The organism is Bacillus sp. RE35 (assembly GCF_052146655.1).
Lineage (GTDB): Bacteria > Bacillota > Bacilli > Bacillales > Bacillaceae_G > Bacillus_A > Bacillus_A cereus.
In genome coordinates this window covers 946,601-962,529 of the sequence record NZ_CP197377.1, presented here as the reverse complement: position 1 = coordinate 962,529, position 15,929 = coordinate 946,601, and the positions used below count along the sequence as shown (strand labels likewise).

Below are 15,929 nucleotides of genomic sequence, written 5' to 3'. Positions count from 1 at the left end.
CAAAAGCAATGAAAAAGATTATGAATGATGTACAAAATATCGTTCAAGATATGCTGCACGGCTTTTATTTTGAACATAACGACAAAGTAAATTACGATGAAACGAATAACATCATTTATGTAAAAGATATCGAAAAAATGAAGCAAGACGTCGCTATTATAAGTGGCGGTGGTAGCGGACATGAACCTGCTGATATTGGCTATGTAGGAAAAGGTATGCTTACAGCGGCAGTAAACGGAAGCATCTTCACTCCGCCTACAGTGGAACAAATTGCGGCGGCAACTCGCCTTATGCCAAAAGATAAAAGTATACTATTCATTATTAAAAACTTTAAAGATGACGTTGAGAACTTTCTTGCGGCAAAGCAGATCGCTAAAGAAGAAGGAAGAAAAATTGACCACATCATCGTAAATGACGACGTTTCAATTGAAGATGATGCTTCTTTTAATAAAAGAAGACGCGGCGTCGCTGGTACTGTTTTCGTTCAAAAAATACTTGGTGCGGCCGCTCTTGAAGGCCATTCTCTAGAAGAACTAACAACACTTGGCCGCTCTATCACTAAAAACTTACACACATTAGGAGTTGCTCTTTCCCCTGTCAACGATCCAGTAAAAGGAAAAGCTTCATTCACATTAAATGACGATGAAGTGTTTTATGGCGTAGGCATTCACGGAGAAAAAGGTTACCGTAAAGAAGCACTATCCTCTTCTGAAATATTAGCGATCGAACTAATGAACAAACTAAAAAGCATTTATCGCTGGAGAAAAGGAGACAACTTCGCTATCCTCATTAATGGACTCGGCGCAACTCCATTAATGGAACAATACATTTTCGCAAACGACATTCGCCGTTTGTGTGAACTTGAAGGATTGCAAGTGACATTCGTAAAGGTTGGTACACTGTTAACTTCTTTAGATATGAAGGGTGTTTCGCTTAGTTTGCTTAAGGTAGAGGATTTTGATTGGGTGAAGTGGTTGAAGGCGGATGTTAGAGTGGGTAATTGGTAAGTAAAAATTATGATGATAAAAGCCTTTAACTATAACAAGTTAAAGGCTTTTTGCAAATTGAAATATCACTCGAGCATTCAAAAGAAATTCGTAATTGCCTCACTGAATGATGACAGGTCTTCCAAATAAAGCTGGATGATAAATTAACATCGCTCCTACAAATGAACATACTAAACAAAAAATAGCCTCGTATTTTATAACTAGAGAAGAGCTGGTATCAAGCTTTTCCCCCTCTCTTTTAAATATCATTTTTAAAGCTCTATATAATAAATACCCAATAATCGCCCCGAGGGTGTTCGTAAATAAATCATCAATATCTGTAATTCTATTATTTAACAATTGATTTAACTCAATTGCCAATGAAAAAAAGAATCCTGCACATACCGTGTTTTTTATTTTTCTAAAATACGGCCAAATCATCGGTAATAAAAAACCGAACGGCATAAACAGTACGATGTTCAAAAGATACGTAGTACTACCTGCCGTATCAAATAGAGTCAAGTTGATTTGACTTACACGAATCCACGTTTCATATCTACTTATATCCCATACAGTTGCAATCTGCGTCACCTTATACACTAACGAAAGGTAGAACAGAAAAACATATACCCATAGAAAATGCCGAATAGATATGTTTCTTTTCGCTTTAAAATAAAATCCAATTTGAAATAAAATACAAAACATAATTGTAAAAAAATAAGTATACAAATAACTCATTAAAACTTCTGTATGCATGTGGAATCCCCTAACTTTACATTTTCATCTATTATTTTAGAACATAGTTTAAGAACCAGTACTTTGTTCATATATTTAATCTTTTACTTTGTCTTCGAATATAGGGAATATATTAAAAATAAAAAAATCCCCACTTATTCATTTTCAGTCTCCTCCTTGATGTAACTTGTTTATAGGATAGGAAAAACTTTTAAAATAAAAAGTGGGGGAAATATAAAATTTTCCTTAAATTTTATGTTAGATTTTATTATTACTCTAATTACTAATCCGCTATTCGTTGTTAGGCAACAGTATGCTGAAACTTAGGTTTCACTTTATCCCTTCTCATCCCTCATACTGTAATACCCCAAATTAATAATAACCAAGAAATACCCACCCATAATTCCAGCAGCGAATGTCCACATGAATTCATGGTGTTCAATTTCATACATAATAATCGCGCCGAGTATTGCGGCTGCGAACCGATTTATCATTCCAAGCATCGGTGCTTTTTCTTTTTTCACAATGCTATCTCCGAACTTTTCAATACGCCTTCCTAAAATCCAGGCGCAGTACATACTTACTAAAAGGCCAATGCTTATCCCTACGAACTGGGCTGAAAAAGGTGTCACAAGCCATCCCAATAACATTACGCCTAGCAAACAATACATTTGTATGTTGAATAATCTTAATGCCATACGAATCATGTTATACTCCTTTATCTTTCTCATTGTAATCCCGTATCATCAATCCAATCTTCCAGGCTTCAAGCTTTCAGCTATATCTTTTTTAAAATGAGGGAATTTGATTTTGCTTACCATTAAATAAGCGAGTACGCATGTACCAAACGCCACGGAAACTGGATTCTTTAAAAAACATAAAATGAGGAGACACATTGCCGCGAATGGGATTGGCATGCCGATAAAGGTCGGGAGTTTGCTTTGCTGTGTGTTAAATCTTGCAAGCCGAAGCATGCCGCAAATACTGTAAGCAAGCGCGCATATCATCCCGATAGACTGCAAATCTTTTAACGAGGCACTATATGCAAGAATAGACGGTGCCACACCAAAAGTAACTAAATCCGCAAATGAGTCTAACTCTCCACCAATTTCCGAAACAGAATCAAGTTTCCGAGCGACCATACCATCTAAAAAGTCAAACAACATACCTGTAATAATAAAAACTGCTCCCAAATAAATATCGTGAACGAAAACAGCGTAAATAGCTAAAAGCCCACATACAAAATTTGCTATCGTAATCATATTTGGTATGAAACTCATAATACACTTCTCCTCCTTTCTACTAATTGCTTCATCTACGTTCTTACTCATTACAATCAAGATCTTTCTGTTTTTCTTCCAATATGACTTTATTTATTTTCGTTAACGTATCTGTCATTTGCTCTAGGGCGTTTATATCGATTTTAGAAAAATATTTCTCAATTAATACATCATCTAACTCCGACAACCGCTCTATATACTTACTACCGTTTGGACCAAGTGTAAGAAAATACTCCCGTTTATTATTAGGGTTTACTTGTTTTGAAATCATCTTCTGTTTCTCCAATTTAGATAAAACTTGGCTAACGGCACTTTTTGATATATTAAAAGTAGTCGCAATGTGATTTGCTGTCGTGTTTTCATTTAAATTAATATGAAATAGCATGCTCTCTTGCTGTCCTGTAAGACCGAACTCATCTTTTAACTCCTGGAATAGTAAAATGTAGAATTCATTATAAGCTCGGTTCATTTCATTAATTACTTCTTTATACGTTCTAGTCATAGCGTTATTCCTCCATGCTTTTATTTCGTTTTGTTAAATAGTTAAGTTTACTTAACTATATTATACCGTTATGTTCGTGTAAAGAGAAATATAACTCTACACTTTACTCACAATGATACAAAAAAGAAGACACTCTTCTAAAACAAGTTAATTCCCTTCTTCCTCACCGCTTCCTTCATCTAAATATCCGATTAATCGTTCTGAATAATCAAAAAGAAAATCAATTAAATTCCATATAGACCCATTACTGGTTAAAATGTTATAATGGAATTACCCTACATAGTTACTCATAGCCAGACTGAGGAACTAGCGTCTTATTAAGTAATGCGCATAACTAAAATAAAAAAGACACTTTACGGTGTCTTTTTTATTTATATTCCTAGGAATCATCTCTTTTATAAACAGACTCTATCAAACAGTAAAGGAGACAAACAGATGGAACATCCTGTTGCAAGAGAATTACGTTTTATACGGGTATGTCTTATCATTTTGATTATTGTCATTGCATTCTGGGATCGTGAGAAAACTGTGGAAATTACTGATCACGGTAGCGATCCTATCTTAAACACCAGCAATATGACCCAAGTTGGTGAGAATACATTTGCATACAAAGACGAATCGAATCAAATTAAAATATTTAAGTTTAATCCAGATACAAATGAAATAAAATTAATAAAAGAGTTTTATGCTAACGAATATTAATTACATGAATTAAATAATTCAAATCTGTAGAAGACACTTTAAAGTGTCTTTTCTTTATGAACTACAAAGTATGAGGACCCAAGCCATTAGCTACAATTACGACTAAGGCTTTTACTATATAAAAAATAAAACATAGTAAGAATAGAATACTCAATTAAATTATTTTTCACTTCACAAACTACATCCAAAAAGTTGGATAACTTCTTTTACTACTCATATTATTAATGAATAAAGCAATAACTACAATAACAACGGAGCCAATTAAAACTGGTGTTACTAAATAACTCCAACTATTTGCCCCTAAAATTACGATAATCGGATCGGCGCCTGCCGGAGGGTGCGTCGTTCTCGTTAACATCATAACGGCTATTGCCATCCCCACCGCTAAAGCAATTGTCCAATATTCATTCCCAAACAAATGATATATTGATAGACCAATGAAAGTTGAAATCAAATGTCCTCCAATAATATTACGCGGCTGAGATAATGGCGCATTCCAAACTCCAAACGCTAATACACAACTCGCACCAAATGGAGCCATTAATAATTCTGTAGAGGTTATGCTCGTTAAATATGTTAAGGTAAGAATTGTTAAAAATCCCCCTAGTAGTCCCGTTAAAGAGTCCTTTACATTTACTTGTAATGGGCTTCTTCCTTTCCCTTTCATTTTTGTAAAATATCGTACACTTATTGGTTGAGGATCTTTCTGCTTAGTTGCTGTTATATTATCCATCGTTCTCCTCCTTTATTTACCAACAATTATAACCCAGCATAACTAACCTGTAAATATTAATTTAAGGGGTTAGTTTTAAAATGCAAAAAAAGAATCAACTGTTATAAGTTGATTCTCTAAACTTCCTCAAATTTTCGATCCTGAAATTTTGCTACCTTTTTCCGGTTCCCACATATTTTCATAGAACACCATTTTCGTTTTCCACTCTTATCTATAAATAATAAAACACAGTCAGGATTTGAACACCTTTTAAGGGAAATAAGCTTATTTTCTGCTATTAACGTTAAAGCGTCAAATGCAATTAACGATGCGAGTACATCCTCGATTTCTCCAACTGGGATAGATACTAGCTGCTGTTCAATGATTTTATATGTAAATGGTGCCTTCTCAATTTGTTTTTCTAAATACGTAATAAAATCATTAGAAATTTCTTGCTGATCAGCAATTGCCTCAAACTGTTTTCTCAATACTTCTCTTACCTCTAATATGCTAGATGTAACTTGATCCATTCGCTTCTGAATTCCTATAAGTGTTTTTTCATTCCAAAAAGGAAGATTAACCTTTATTACATGTAGCCATTCTAATACATCTTCATCTGTTATTAATAAATCATAACGTTGTCCACGCCTAACTAACTCTGTATTTACTAAATCTAATGAGAGATTTCCCGATATAAGCGGGAATTGTTTTGTTTCCTGCATGTACTCATCACCTTCTCTTTAAATAATCATATTCCAAATTAATACAGAAGTACAACTTTTTTATAAACTACAAAGTATGAAGATTAAGGCCTTTAGCCATAATTACGACTAAAGGCTTTTTGTATGTAAGTAAATGAAAAAGGAGCTTATTTTATGGAACATAATAAAAATGGAATTCTTGCTTTAATTGTTTTATTTTTAGGATTAGTGTTTTTTGTCAGTGGAATGGTTTATCATTTATGGGGCTCATTTTAATTTCAACTTTTAGACAGATAAATAATTCGAATCAGAGAAATGTGCATTTTTCCCTTTTCCTTCCAAAATTAATATAATAAGATATAAAATGTAATACATATAAAGACAAATATATATAGCACTCATTAAAAGTGCTTCTATTTTGGAAGGAAGAAACAAACGATGAACAAAAAGTTATTAGCATCATTATTATGTAGCACATTCTTGTTTGGAGTATCAGCTTGCAGTTCACATGATACGCCTGCGAAAAATGAGCAGGCGACTTCTAAAAAAACAGAGAATGACAAACTTAGCAACAAGGATTCGCAAAAAGAACTTCCTACCAATGTAGATTCCTCTGATGTATACATGTCAATGGGATCTGCCGAGTCATTAGATGTTCTAGGGACTGGAGAAGTTAAAGCACAAGGTGTCTTTAAAGTATTAGACATCGCCGTTTATAATCGTAAAGAAGAACCCATTACACTAGATATCAACAACTTTAAATTAATTGATGGATTTGGAAGAGAATATCACATTTCCAATGAACATCAATCCGTACTTAAAGCTGCAAATACCTCTACATTTAAATTTGGTATTGTTAACCCTGATGAACATTCGGACGGAAACATTGTATTTGATGTACCGAAAAACACGCGAGGATTAACTTTAAAATTTAATAATGATAAGTTAGATAAAGAGCTCCAATTAAAAGTGGAATTGGAATAGGCAAAATAAATACGTCTCCCTTAACATTCTCTACTAACATAAAAAAGTACAGTCTTTTCTACAGCAGACTGTACTTTTTTATTTATCATTTCACATAACATTCCCTAATTTTTTTGACTAGATGCTCTCCAATCACGAAAAGATGTTGGGCGTCCAGAAAAAGCTCTTTGCTTTGTAACAGATGGTTTTTCTTCAGGAGTCATTGTTTTTTCTTTAAGAGTCGCTGGTTTTTCTTTAAGCGTCACTGATTTTTCTTCAAGAATAGTCACAGCTGTTTGCATTTTCTCTAACTGTTCTTTCAACAATTGTTGTTCAATCTTTAAATCCGTAAGTAAACGTAAAATCATCTCAGAATTAGCCATAAGATCCTCCTTCCCCCAATACACAGAATAAAATACAATATGTAGAAGACAAAATTCCGGTGACAAAAATAAGATCGTCAACTCTTTTTAACTTCCAAAATCCTTTTATTTTTTTAAGGACCTGCTCCATTCACCCTTAAAAACATAAATTAAATTAAATCCATTAATAAATGGTCTTTATGGAAGGAGGAGTTAATATGGGCTATGGCGGTAGTTGTGGTGGTGGCTGTGGTTTCGGCGGCGGATTTGCCTTACTTGTTGTGCTCTTCATCTTATTAATCATTGTTGGCGCTAGCTGTTGGGGCGGCGGATTCGGCTGCTAAGGAGAGGCACTCTTGAGAGTGTCTTTTTTTGATATGTGGCTCGTATACATATTGTTCAAATCTATATATTTTTTAAAAATATAGATTTAAAGCATATTTCTCAATGAATAAAACAATTTAACATGGTAAAATAATAGTTGGATGGGAGTCCAATATATTATTAAAATTAAGATGGTTCAAGTCGAAGGAAGGCACCTTAGGGTGTCTTTTCTTTATGACTTCTATCATCAACAAAGGGTGATACAAACTATTACATATGTTTGTACCACCCTTTATTGATGCGTTTAGACTTCACAGTTGTTGAAGTTTTAGACTTCTCCCTTAGTGTACCCATATTATTAGAACATCCTGTAATCTGTAGACAAAATGTAGCTAATAAAAACAATATTAATAATTTCTTCAATAAATCCTCCTACATGCATAAAACACCATATGTTACAAAACAAACATAACATCAACCCTTTATAAAAACAATATAATCCTCGTTCCTTAAGCTATCTCTTAACATAGGAGTACCGCTACATATTCATCAAGCTAAGATTTTAAAATATCCTTTACTTAAGGAATTTGTAAGTATCAAGTAAGAAAAACGAGAGCTTTATTTCGTATAATCAAAATATAAAGTGAAGGAAGAAAGATTATTTCTGGGATTAATATGCATGTGACAAGAGAAGAAAGCTACGTTTTTTTAGAATAATAATATGAGTATGTCCAAGTTTTGGAGATTGCTTGCAAATATTTTGAAGTTTTCGCACCAGAATTCTAATTACCATACTTGTTTTGTACCATCACGTATTGGAGGTTAAAACATGAATAAAAAAAAGAAAATACAAAGATCAGTACTTACCTTTCCCCTACTCTTTTCTTTAGGCGTTTCATCTTTCCCGCTTACAACAACTATTCACGCAGATACACGCGAAGAACAATCTGCTGAAAAGAAACTAGTCTCTTTAACGGAGCGTACATCATTATTTTTTGAATATCTCCAGCAAGGTAAGTATGCAGAGGCACTACAGTTGACGTCTACTGCTTTTCAATCCAAGTTTACAGCAACCACATTACAAAACTGGTGGACACAAAGTGGCTGGAGCGGGATAAAAAGCATGGGAACCCCCGTGATAAAAGAACGAAACTTGGTCCATCAGACGGTAGAAATTCCAGCAGCTACCGAAGGAACTACCATACCGCTACTCCTTAAATTCACACCTGGCGGGAAAGTAGATGAAATTGGAGAAAGGCCACCCGAAGAATCTTATACCATCCCACATCCTAGCTATGATCAACCTGACTCCTATCAAGAACGTGAAATCGTCATTGGAAATTCTGCCTATCCGTTACCAGCGACATTAACAGTTCCGAAGCATCAGCGTGGTGAAAAGGTACCCGTCGTTGTTCTTGTGCATGGTGCTGGCATCCATGATCGCGATGCTACCTATTTGGGAACAAAAATCTTACGAGACCTTGCGGTGGGCCTTTCATCCAACGGAATTGCAGTGTTGCGCTATGAAAAACGTACCTTAGAACATGCATTAAAGATGAGTGCAGAACCTGTTACATTAGACCGTGATACTACAGATGATGCCATATATGCAGCAAAGTCAGCAGCGCAGCAGGAAGGCATTGATCCAAATAATATTTTCATTCTCGGACATAGCCAAGGAGCTGGCACAATGCCGCGTATACTGAGCAAAGCGCCTTCCTCACTTGTTCGAGGAAGTATCTTACTCGCACCACCTGCACGCCCTTTGACTGACATTGCCATTGATCAGTATGAATACCTTGGGGCATCAAAGGAAGAAATCGATGAACTAAAAAGACAGGCTGCTTTTATTCAGGACCCTACTTTCAATCCTGACCATCCTCCAGCTGGCTACAATTTTGGGTCACCTCATTTTATGTATGATGTTTCTAGGTGGCGTCCAGTTGAAGAGGCAAAATCACGAAAAGAGCCTTTACTCATTCTGCAAGGAGCACGTGATTATCAAGTAACAGTAAAAAATGAATATACAAAATGGCAAGAAGGGCTTGCAAACCGCAGGAATGTTCAGTTCAAAAAATACCCGAAATTGAATCATTTCTTCACGGAGGGTGACGGGGAATTAAGCCTCCCTAGTGAATATGAAATCCCTGCTAATATTCCCGAGTACGTCATCCAGGACATTATTACATGGGTTAACGAGACAAAAAAATAAGAAAACATCAAAAGCCTTCATGCAATCATTATTGCGTGAAGGCTTTTTGAAACTGGTGATTTAGACATATCTATTATAATTATATTTTTCTACGCACTACATAAAAAGCTAAGGACCCCATCATAACAGGTGCTACGAAATAAAAGAAATGTGAAAAAGAAAAAGTAAAAAGAAAAAGAAATGGTATAAGTGTATAGATAACTGCTAGTCCTATAAATAAAGGAATTCCAAATTGAAACTCTCTACATCGTTTAATTTTCCTATATAAGACTTCCCCAATTAGACAAACTATAAGAGCTGGTATACTACCATAAGTGACGATAGTTTTTATGAACCCCTGTAAAACGTCTGGGTGAATAAAGCTAGGATTAAAAATATATGAAATTAAGAACCATCCAAAAATAAAAGCAAATAGACTTGCAGCATAACTAACTACAAATTTTATCAAAGTAAGCAACGTAATCATCCTCACAATTCCCTAATATTACCTTCATTTTATCATTTTCTCTTAAAAAGATTCCAAAAGGGTATACTTGCCCTTCAGTTGTCTTTTTTAACGCTTGTTCAAGACGTATTTTTTGATGTTATTTTGTATAAAAAACTTTTGGGAGCAACCTGTTCTGTTAGGTTGATAGCGATGGGGTGCCGCCAGCATTTCGAAAAAAATCACGCTAAACAAAAAACTATAACAAACTTTCCATATGGGCAACTAAATTATATAAAAAAAGACACTCTAAGGTGCCTTTCTCCGACTCGATAACCACTTTAATTTTACTAATGTGTATTGGACTTTCCATCCTCATCAATGAATAGAAAGTAGAGATGCTTCAATTATGTACCGATCTGGAGCGTCTCCTATATAGTCAAAAGGATAACAAGTTGTTAATGTTAATGTCGGCTCACTTTTTTCTACAATAACTGTTCGATCTTCTGAATCTGTTATCCAATGCTTGTTAATTTCATATGTATATGTTTTATTTTCATATTCCACGATAAGTTGGTCATTTTCCTTTAATTGACCAAGCTCGGTAAAAACAGTATCTCTATGTCCACTTAAAACTGTATGACCATTTCCAGATGGTGTAGTAGTTAAGTCACTAACAAACATACCTACACCCTTTTTTAGTACTTTATCATCAGCTCCCCAATATATAGAGTATTTCTTTTGTATTTTAGGGATAATTAAATATGCTACTTTATCTCCTAACTGATGGTTTACCTTTGAAGCAGGAATTTGTACAGGTTCTTCTTGTAATGAAGTGTCAGTCTTTATCTCTGTCTCTGTTTGATTGATGTTTTGCGTTTCATTTTCTTTAGAAGGTGTGGAGATCTCATATTGTTTAGCCTCGCTAGTTGTTAACGACTCTGCTGATTGTCTAGCACTATACCATTCCAGAAAATAATAGGAAAAGATAGTAAGTCCAATAACAGTTAAACATAAGCCTATCCATTGTTTTTTATTCACTTTTATCACTCCATTTGAAAACGACAGGATTTCTCCTGCCGTTTTAAGGAACTATTTTATGCGTTTGTCTTTTTACGACGGAACATTAATACAGATCCAGCTAATGCTAATCCTAAGCTTGCTAGCATCATTGTAACACCGTTTGATGCTGTATTAGGTAATTTTTCACCTTGTTTTTTTGTTTCTTTTTTCACAACTGTATTAGTATTTTTCTTTGTTTCTTTTGCAGTTGTTTGAGGCTTAGTTTGTTCTTGTTTATTATTTGTTGTTTGGTTGTTTTGTTTTGAATTCTCTTGCTTAGTGTTTTCTTGTTTAACAGGTTCTTGTTTAGTGTTTTCCTGTTTAGTATTTTCTTGTTTAGGTTGTTCTTGAGGTTTAGTAGTTTCTTTATTTTCTGTTGTAGTATTTGTGCTCTTTGGATATTTATAATCTTCACATGGAATGCCGTCTTTATCATTATCTAAACGGTGCGGATCATTTCCAACACCATATCCATTTTGATCCCAGAATGCTTGAGCATCTTGTTGACTTTTAAAATGGCCACAGTTTTTTGTATCATTAGGACTCTTAGCTGCAAATGCAGAAGAACTGTACCCCACTGTTAATAGTGTTACCGCTGTTGCTGAAGCTAATAATTTTTTCATAAATTTCTTTATCCCCCTAAATGGTATGTATTTACATTGAAATATTTTACATTTTAAAAATTAAAAATACAATAATAATTTGTAGATAAATGTAAGATTTCTAGATAATAATACCAAACTATTAATTCATATATTGTCATATTATGTCGAAAGAAAATAAAAAAAGAGCCAAGGCCCTCTTTAATAACTACTAATAACCATAATCACTATTCTCACAGTAATATGAATTTGGTTTATCACAAAAAATATATGTTGTTTGTTGGATAAATAATGGCCTTGATGAGGCGTTAACTGAAGTGGCATTTAACATCCTCAAATAAGAAAGTCCTTGTATCTCCCTGGTGTTAATCTAATTGTTTGTGGAGTTGTGGATTTAAATGTTCTACTAGTCAATGTGACGAACGCAGCAAATACAAAGCTAAAACTAAAACAAATAAGAGTCTTAGTGTGGTTAGTTGTAAAATTTTCAAATAGAGTAATTGTAGAGTTAGGTGGAATTTCAAGACTTGTAAGGTTAGTTTCTGATCCGAAAATTGTAAAGGTCCCTATAAAACTGTTGGTAGAGTTTGAAGAGTTACATGCTTATCTTTATTGGAATCAAAATAAGCTTACACATCCAAGCTCTTGATGATAGCTACTATTTGATGATCTGTCCATTTGCCATTAATCCTTATATTTTCTTTCGCTATACCTTCTTTTTTAAATCCCACTTTTTCTAATACACGAATAGATGCTAAATTATCAAGCATCGCTCCTGCTTCAATTCTATGTAGCTTTAATTCCCTAAAAGCAAAATCTACAACAAGTTGAAGAGCCTCTGTTGTATAGCCCTTTGTATTATGCTCCTTATCCAAAGTAAAACCCGTATAACAACTTTGGAGGTCTCCCCTAACAATTTGAGTTAATGAAATGTCTCCGATAAGTTTATCATTTTCTCTTAAAAAGATTCCAAAAGGATATACTTGCCCTTCAGCTGTCTTTTTTAACGCTTGTTCAAGACGTATTTTTTGATGTTCTTCTGTATAAAAAACTTCTGGGAGCAACGGGCAAACTCGTTGAAAAAATTCGCGATTTCTAATATGTAAGTTAGCTAACTCGTTAGCATCAGCAGTTTTATAAAGCCGAATATAAATGTGCTTCCCTACTAGTTTCATAACATCCCTCCAACATTTTTATATGTCTAATGAGGAAAAAGTATACCGTATACTATATACAGTTGGATAATATCAGGAAGCATTTTGCACGAAAGAAAAGACACTCTATATGAGTGTCTTTTCCAATAGTTTTTAGCAGAAGCAAGAAGCTCCAACGATGATTAATAAAATGAATAACACAACTAATAAAGCAAAGCCTCCCGAGAAGCCACAACCGCCACAACTACCACCATAACCCATAATAGTTCCTCCTTTAGATAAGAGGGGAAAACTAAGGTTCACTCATGTATTTTAATGGATTCGTTTCATCTTATGTTTTTTCGTATTGATTGAGCAGGTCCTTTCGAAAACTATTCACATATTAACTATATTTTTAAAAATAAATAATTTAACTATAACAATAAATAGATAAATTAATATAATGTATTAATTCTAAAAGAAGGGAGGAATAGCCATGCAAGTAGTTTGTTTTAAAATAGTAAGTGGTCAGTATTTCTTGTTTGTAGAAGGTATTCAAATTCCTGTACCAATTCCAGCAGTTGCTGCAGCTTTATTAATTGGTTTAGGAGTAATTCCACTTTGTTCTTAATGTAAAGAATTCGGATCATTCCTATCTTTCCATTAGAAAAGCCTCAAGTATATGAATACTTGAGGCTTTCTTTATATTAAAGAAAAAACACCTTACAACGCTTGAAGATCTCCTGATTTAACTAATGTAGCCGTTACATCATCACCGAAAGTATTGAGACAGAATACTTGCTCGTCTACCGTATCCATCACTGTAGCTTCACCTATCTTGCCACCTTGAAGTTTAATAAAATAGTTATGTTCTTCTAAAATTTTACTAAAATCTCTATTTGCCCATCTTTCAGTAATTGCTAATAGCTCTTCTTTATTCTTGAAATTGTTTCCGTTTAGAATGTTTCTTACTTTCTCTGCATTATTTTTGGACATAGGGGTTGCTCCCTTTCCTTCACACGCTTTTACTTTTTGATGAGTCATGCTATGCATAGCTGAAATAACTTCTTCTTCAGTAGAAGTTACTGTAATGTGAAGTTGTGCATTTGAACCTTTCACTTCTGCTTCATTCGATAGTATGTCTTCTTTATTAACCTCTGCAAAAACATGGTCCTCACTCTTAAGCGGGACTTCAGCAAACTGTAACATTCCATAAGTCATACCAGTTGCAAGTACTACTCCCCCTATAATAGATGCTAGCCAATACGTTAGCTTCTTGTCCATCTTCATTTCCCCTGTCTTCGTTTACATACATTAACTAAAGAATACCATATTTAATTCCTTTTTATTGAAGAGTCTCTAATTTTTACTATAAAAAACGTACAAATCTTTTAATGCAAATATAATAACTTCATAATCATGACTATGCCTATTCTCATAACAGAATCTATATACGATGTCACTAAATCATCTGGTGAACTATTAGTTATTGGTACGGATTTGCATCGTTATTCTCAAAAAGGATAATTATTGTACATACCAATTCTTATGTATGAAGACACCCAAAACAAGTGTTACGAAAAAAATATAAAAAAGACATCTTTTCTAGGGAAAGATGTCTTTTTTATATAAACCTTAATGTTCGTTCTGTAAAACCCTCGCTGCCTTTACTCCTTCTTTCTCTTCTTTTAAGAATAACGATACGATAAATGCAACAATAATAAAGATTAACCCAAGTGCAAATGCACCTTGGAACCCTGACGTTAAACCGTTTAACTTCTCTACTGGATCCAGTGGATTTGCGGAGCTTTCCATATACTTAGTTGTTCCTGAAGACATTTTCGAAATAAAGATAGCTGTACCAATTGCACCAGCTACTTGTTGCAACGTACTAAATAGTGCTGTTCCGTGCGGATATAAATCTGGTGTTAATTGATTTAAACCGTATGTTTGTGCTGTCATGACAAACATGAGTCCAACCATTAATACGCTATGCATAATAATAATTTGTACCATTGATGTATCAGGAGTAATGCCTTTAAATAAGAACATTGCAACCCCTACTAACACAATGCCGGGAACGATAATAACTTTCGGACTAAATTTATCAAATAGTTTACCTGCGATTGGTCCCATTATGGCGCTAATAACACTTCCCGGAAGCATGATAATTCCTGATTTAAAAGCTGTAACGAGTAAAACGGTTTGCAGAAACATCGGTAATAAAGTCATCGTTGAAAATAACGACATCATCACAATGACAATTAATCCAACTGATAATGTAAACATCGGAACTTTAAATGCGCGTAATTCTAAAATTGGATTCTCAATTTTTAATTGTCGAACGACGAAAATACATAATGAGATAAGCCCAACAATTAAAGCGCCATACACTTTTGCATCGGACCATCCTAAATCACCCGATGCACTAAAGCTATACACAAGCCCGCCAAATCCTAATGTCGATAAAAGGATTGATGGGTAATCTACTTTTGGCCTTGTTAACTCTGAAACATTTTGAATGTACTTCATCCCAATCATAATAGAAATGATCACGATAGGAATAACAATATAGAATAACCAGCGCCAATTTAATGAATCCACAATTACTCCAGATAACGTAGGACCAATTGCCGGAGCTGCCATCATCACAAGTGCGATTAATCCCATTGTCGCACCACGTTTTTCAGGCGGACAAATAATTAAAATCGTATTCATTAATAACGGTGAAATTAACCCTGTCGCTACCGCTTGGACGATACGGCCGATTAATAAAACGGAAAATGTCGGTGCGAATCCCGCAATTAATGTACCGACTAAAAACGTTACCATAGCGATCAAAAACATTTGTCTCGTTGTGAGCCATTGCTGAAGTAACGCTGTAATTGGGACTAAAACCCCAACCACCAACATGTATGCTGTAGAAAGCCATTGAATCGTTGAAGCCGTTACGTCAAATTCTTTCATTAATACCGTTAACGCATTTCCAAGTAATGTTTCATTTAATAATGCAACCATTGCACCTAAAAGTAATGCAATTAAAATCGGGGTATGTTTCAAATTAGAAGTATCAACTTTGCCACTTGCAGGGCTCTTAGTTGTCATATTCATTTACAGATTCTCCTCCTGTTTCTTACTTAAAAAACTTTAAATATACCTAAACACATGTAATATAATATACATATGTAGATTAAAAAGGGAGAATCAATTTTCAACCACTGTATATTTA

Annotated in this window: 21 protein-coding genes and 1 pseudogene; 7 read left to right on the top strand and 15 right to left on the bottom strand. The window is 34.3% G+C overall.

What is annotated here, in order from left to right; translation table 11 throughout:
• Nucleotides 1–8: 8 nt before the first annotated feature.
• Nucleotides 9–1,007 carry a DhaKLM operon coactivator DhaQ gene (dhaQ, locus tag ACTL4X_RS05035; protein ID WP_000723363.1) on the top strand — a complete coding sequence of 333 codons (999 nt, stop codon included), beginning with the start codon at nucleotides 9–11 and terminating at the stop codon, nucleotides 1,005–1,007.
• A 99-nt stretch (nucleotides 1,008–1,106) separates the two neighbouring features.
• Here the strand turns inward: dhaQ and ACTL4X_RS05030 are convergent, their stop codons facing one another.
• The 4 genes from ACTL4X_RS05030 to ACTL4X_RS05015 all read right to left on the bottom strand — a co-directional run bounded on the left by ACTL4X_RS05030 (nucleotide 1,107) and on the right by ACTL4X_RS05015 (nucleotide 3,503).
• Entirely contained in the window at nucleotides 1,107–1,742 is a 636-nt protein-coding gene (locus tag ACTL4X_RS05030) for a VanZ family protein (RefSeq protein WP_000556719.1), read from the bottom strand.
• 314 nt (nucleotides 1,743–2,056) lie between these two features.
• Entirely contained in the window at nucleotides 2,057–2,428 is a 372-nt protein-coding gene (locus tag ACTL4X_RS05025) for an ATP synthase subunit I (RefSeq protein ID WP_441394997.1), read from the bottom strand.
• Between the two features lie 39 nt (nucleotides 2,429–2,467).
• Nucleotides 2,468–3,001: a CDP-diacylglycerol--serine O-phosphatidyltransferase gene (gene pssA, locus ACTL4X_RS05020; RefSeq protein WP_033695667.1), complete on the bottom strand. Its 534-nt coding sequence runs from the start codon at nucleotides 2,999–3,001 to the stop codon at nucleotides 2,468–2,470.
• A gap of 43 nt (nucleotides 3,002–3,044) precedes the next feature.
• Nucleotides 3,045–3,503 carry a MarR family winged helix-turn-helix transcriptional regulator gene (locus ACTL4X_RS05015; protein WP_000198939.1) on the bottom strand — a complete coding sequence of 153 codons (459 nt, stop codon included), beginning with the start codon at nucleotides 3,501–3,503 and terminating at the stop codon, nucleotides 3,045–3,047.
• A gap of 435 nt (nucleotides 3,504–3,938) precedes the next feature.
• Here ACTL4X_RS05015 and ACTL4X_RS05010 point away from each other — a divergent pair, with 435 nt between their 5' ends.
• A complete protein-coding gene (locus ACTL4X_RS05010) occupies nucleotides 3,939–4,205 on the top strand; it encodes a YmzC family protein (protein ID WP_000400965.1) in 267 nt (88 codons plus the stop codon).
• 178 nt (nucleotides 4,206–4,383) lie between these two features.
• On the opposite strand, the gene ACTL4X_RS05005 is transcribed toward ACTL4X_RS05010, so the two are convergent.
• Both ACTL4X_RS05005 and ACTL4X_RS05000 read right to left on the bottom strand, forming a co-directional pair.
• Nucleotides 4,384–4,938 (bottom strand): HPP family protein, encoded by a 555-nt coding sequence (locus ACTL4X_RS05005; RefSeq protein ID WP_000368844.1) that lies wholly within the window; start codon nucleotides 4,936–4,938, stop codon nucleotides 4,384–4,386.
• A 116-nt stretch (nucleotides 4,939–5,054) separates the two neighbouring features.
• Nucleotides 5,055–5,639 carry a CGNR zinc finger domain-containing protein gene (locus ACTL4X_RS05000; protein ID WP_001158435.1) on the bottom strand — a complete coding sequence of 195 codons (585 nt, stop codon included), beginning with the start codon at nucleotides 5,637–5,639 and terminating at the stop codon, nucleotides 5,055–5,057.
• 417 nt (nucleotides 5,640–6,056) lie between these two features.
• Here ACTL4X_RS05000 and ACTL4X_RS04995 point away from each other — a divergent pair, with 417 nt between their 5' ends.
• On the top strand, nucleotides 6,057–6,602 hold the full coding sequence (locus tag ACTL4X_RS04995; RefSeq protein ID WP_441394996.1) for a DUF4352 domain-containing protein: 546 nt from the start codon (nucleotides 6,057–6,059) through the stop codon (nucleotides 6,600–6,602).
• A gap of 104 nt (nucleotides 6,603–6,706) precedes the next feature.
• On the opposite strand, the gene ACTL4X_RS04990 is transcribed toward ACTL4X_RS04995, so the two are convergent.
• Nucleotides 6,707–6,964, bottom strand: a complete 258-nt coding sequence (locus ACTL4X_RS04990) for a hypothetical protein (protein ID WP_000013694.1) — start codon at nucleotides 6,962–6,964, stop codon at nucleotides 6,707–6,709.
• A 197-nt stretch (nucleotides 6,965–7,161) separates the two neighbouring features.
• Between ACTL4X_RS04990 and ACTL4X_RS04985 the strand changes: the two genes are divergently transcribed.
• Both ACTL4X_RS04985 and ACTL4X_RS04980 read left to right on the top strand, forming a co-directional pair.
• Nucleotides 7,162–7,287 carry a YjcZ family sporulation protein gene (locus ACTL4X_RS04985; RefSeq protein WP_000540377.1) on the top strand — a complete coding sequence of 42 codons (126 nt, stop codon included), beginning with the start codon at nucleotides 7,162–7,164 and terminating at the stop codon, nucleotides 7,285–7,287.
• Nucleotides 7,288–8,096: 809 nt separating this feature from the next.
• A complete protein-coding gene (locus ACTL4X_RS04980) occupies nucleotides 8,097–9,479 on the top strand; it encodes an alpha/beta fold hydrolase (protein WP_441394995.1) in 1,383 nt (460 codons plus the stop codon).
• 79 nt (nucleotides 9,480–9,558) lie between these two features.
• Here the strand turns inward: ACTL4X_RS04980 and ACTL4X_RS04975 are convergent, their stop codons facing one another.
• From ACTL4X_RS04975 to ACTL4X_RS04960, 4 genes and pseudogenes are all read right to left on the bottom strand, one after another.
• The gene (locus ACTL4X_RS04975) at nucleotides 9,559–9,945 is read right to left on the bottom strand and encodes a hypothetical protein (RefSeq protein ID WP_088362895.1); all 387 of its coding nucleotides are present in this window, start codon (nucleotides 9,943–9,945) and stop codon (nucleotides 9,559–9,561) included.
• Between the two features lie 28 nt (nucleotides 9,946–9,973).
• Nucleotides 9,974–10,093: pseudogene (locus ACTL4X_RS04970) on the bottom strand (GNAT family N-acetyltransferase); the annotation flags it as partial.
• 188 nt (nucleotides 10,094–10,281) lie between these two features.
• Nucleotides 10,282–10,944 (bottom strand): class D sortase, encoded by a 663-nt coding sequence (locus tag ACTL4X_RS04965; RefSeq protein ID WP_001036110.1) that lies wholly within the window; start codon nucleotides 10,942–10,944, stop codon nucleotides 10,282–10,284.
• Nucleotides 10,945–11,000: 56 nt separating this feature from the next.
• The gene (locus tag ACTL4X_RS04960) at nucleotides 11,001–11,588 is read right to left on the bottom strand and encodes an excalibur calcium-binding domain-containing protein (RefSeq protein ID WP_000734536.1); all 588 of its coding nucleotides are present in this window, start codon (nucleotides 11,586–11,588) and stop codon (nucleotides 11,001–11,003) included.
• Between the two features lie 394 nt (nucleotides 11,589–11,982).
• Here ACTL4X_RS04960 and ACTL4X_RS04955 point away from each other — a divergent pair, with 394 nt between their 5' ends.
• Nucleotides 11,983–12,216 (top strand): hypothetical protein, encoded by a 234-nt coding sequence (locus ACTL4X_RS04955; protein WP_441394994.1) that lies wholly within the window; start codon nucleotides 11,983–11,985, stop codon nucleotides 12,214–12,216.
• Here the strand turns inward: ACTL4X_RS04955 and ACTL4X_RS04950 are convergent.
• On the bottom strand, nucleotides 12,197–12,742 hold the full coding sequence (locus ACTL4X_RS04950; protein ID WP_441394993.1) for a GNAT family N-acetyltransferase: 546 nt from the start codon (nucleotides 12,740–12,742) through the stop codon (nucleotides 12,197–12,199). The two genes, ACTL4X_RS04955 and ACTL4X_RS04950, sit on opposite strands and share 20 nt — an antisense overlap.
• Nucleotides 12,743–12,874: 132 nt before the next feature.
• Entirely contained in the window at nucleotides 12,875–12,982 is a 108-nt protein-coding gene (locus ACTL4X_RS04945) for a YjcZ family sporulation protein (protein ID WP_000540375.1), read from the bottom strand.
• Nucleotides 12,983–13,196: 214 nt separating this feature from the next.
• Here ACTL4X_RS04945 and ACTL4X_RS04940 point away from each other — a divergent pair, with 214 nt between their 5' ends.
• Nucleotides 13,197–13,331 carry a hypothetical protein gene (locus tag ACTL4X_RS04940; RefSeq protein WP_001198456.1) on the top strand — a complete coding sequence of 45 codons (135 nt, stop codon included), beginning with the start codon at nucleotides 13,197–13,199 and terminating at the stop codon, nucleotides 13,329–13,331.
• Between the two features lie 92 nt (nucleotides 13,332–13,423).
• Here the strand turns inward: ACTL4X_RS04940 and ACTL4X_RS04935 are convergent, their stop codons facing one another.
• A complete protein-coding gene (locus tag ACTL4X_RS04935) occupies nucleotides 13,424–13,984 on the bottom strand; it encodes a PRK06770 family protein (RefSeq protein ID WP_440038763.1) in 561 nt (186 codons plus the stop codon).
• Nucleotides 13,985–14,335: 351 nt separating this feature from the next.
• Nucleotides 14,336–15,811 carry an MDR family MFS transporter gene (locus ACTL4X_RS04930; RefSeq protein ID WP_139019949.1) on the bottom strand — a complete coding sequence of 492 codons (1,476 nt, stop codon included), beginning with the start codon at nucleotides 15,809–15,811 and terminating at the stop codon, nucleotides 14,336–14,338.
• Nucleotides 15,812–15,929 lie beyond the last annotated feature (118 nt).